Here is a 1,226-nt window from a genome sequence, read left to right as displayed (position 1 = left end):
CACCCCCTCGGCGAACCGCTCCTCCCGGGCGCGTAACTGACGGTGTACGGCGGCCGGGTCGCGGGGCACGCGCAGCGCGCGCTTCTCGCCGTGCGGGCGGGCGATCACCCGCAGCAGCAGCTCGGTCGTGCCGTGCGGCGCGACGTCGAGGGTCCACACCAGGCGGCGGGCGCCGGTGCCGGTCTCCTCCACCGCGTCCGGGGCGGGCTCGGCCGTGATCGCCGTGCGGGACCGCCAGTCGGCCCGGTGGTAGGCGAACTCGATGCCGTCGGGCAGGAGCTGGCGGGAGCGCACGGCGCCGGTCTTGACGTAGGTGCGGTGGTCGGAGCGGAGCTCGAACTGGTCGGTGAAGTCGGCGTCGACGGTGAGCGCGAGCCGCACGGTGATGGGCACCGGGCGGTTGCTGGTGACCTTCAGGGACTCCACGAACGAGCTGTCCCCGACGGCCTGTTCGCGGAAGACGGTGCAGGCCGGCGGATCCTGCCGGCCGACGCGCGGGACCAGCACACAGCGCGCCTCGTCCCCGTCCGTCACCGGGCTGAGCACCTCGGGCACCGCCCCGTCGACGGTGAGCTGCCAGCGGCTGAGGTGGCGGGCGTCCCGGACGAACAACCCGTCCGGCGAGCCGCCGCCGCGTACCCCGCTGATGTCGCCGCGGTCGCCCACGGCGGCGAAGGTGGCGCCGTGCACGAGCAGATGATGCCGGTCCGTCATCCCCGGTCCCCTCCTTGGTCACTCCTGTCGAACGTGCCGGTGCCGGGCGCGGACACGTCCCTTGGCGGGCATTTGTCCGGCCTTTGACGTTCATGTGGTGCGGGCCCCTGGTGGTACAGGTCCAGGGCGAGCGCCGCCGTCCAGCTGAAGCCGGTCGCCCCGCAGGGCTCGCCGGTGTACGGGTCGACGTACTCGGCGAAGCCGGTGGCGTCGGCCAGCTCCAGGAAGGTGGTGCGCAGGGCGTCGGCGGCGGCCGTCTCGCCGTGCGTCCGCAGCCCGCGCTCCAGCAGCCAGTTGGTGTTGAACCAGGCCGGGCCGCGCCAGTAGCGGTGCGGGTCGAAGGCCTCCCCGAGCAGGTCGTAGCTCGGCACCAGCCGGGTGCGGCCGCCGAGCGAGAAGTGCGGCCCGCGCAGGGTGTCCACCAGGGCGGCGGCCACCGGGCGGGGCAGGCCGGGCAGGAGCAGCGGGATCAGCCCGGACACCGAGCGCTCGGGCCGCGGCCCGCCGCCGCG

The 1,226-nt window shown here is 75.0% G+C and carries 2 protein-coding genes; both read right to left on the bottom strand.

The annotated features are described in order from the left end of the window. The coding region (locus H5J33_RS35775; RefSeq protein ID WP_309485577.1) for a glycogen debranching N-terminal domain-containing protein at positions 1-714 on the bottom strand (714 nt) is incomplete at its 3' end. Further along, a partial coding sequence (locus H5J33_RS35770; protein WP_399553020.1) for an MGH1-like glycoside hydrolase domain-containing protein occupies positions 711-1,226 on the bottom strand: 516 nt, incomplete at its 5' end. The genes H5J33_RS35770 and H5J33_RS35775, both read right to left, overlap by 4 nt.

Source organism: Streptomyces sp. WELS2, from assembly GCF_013870595.1.
Classification (GTDB): Bacteria; Actinomycetota; Actinomycetes; order Streptomycetales; family Streptomycetaceae; genus Streptomyces.
This window is presented reverse-complemented; position numbering and strand designations above follow the sequence as displayed.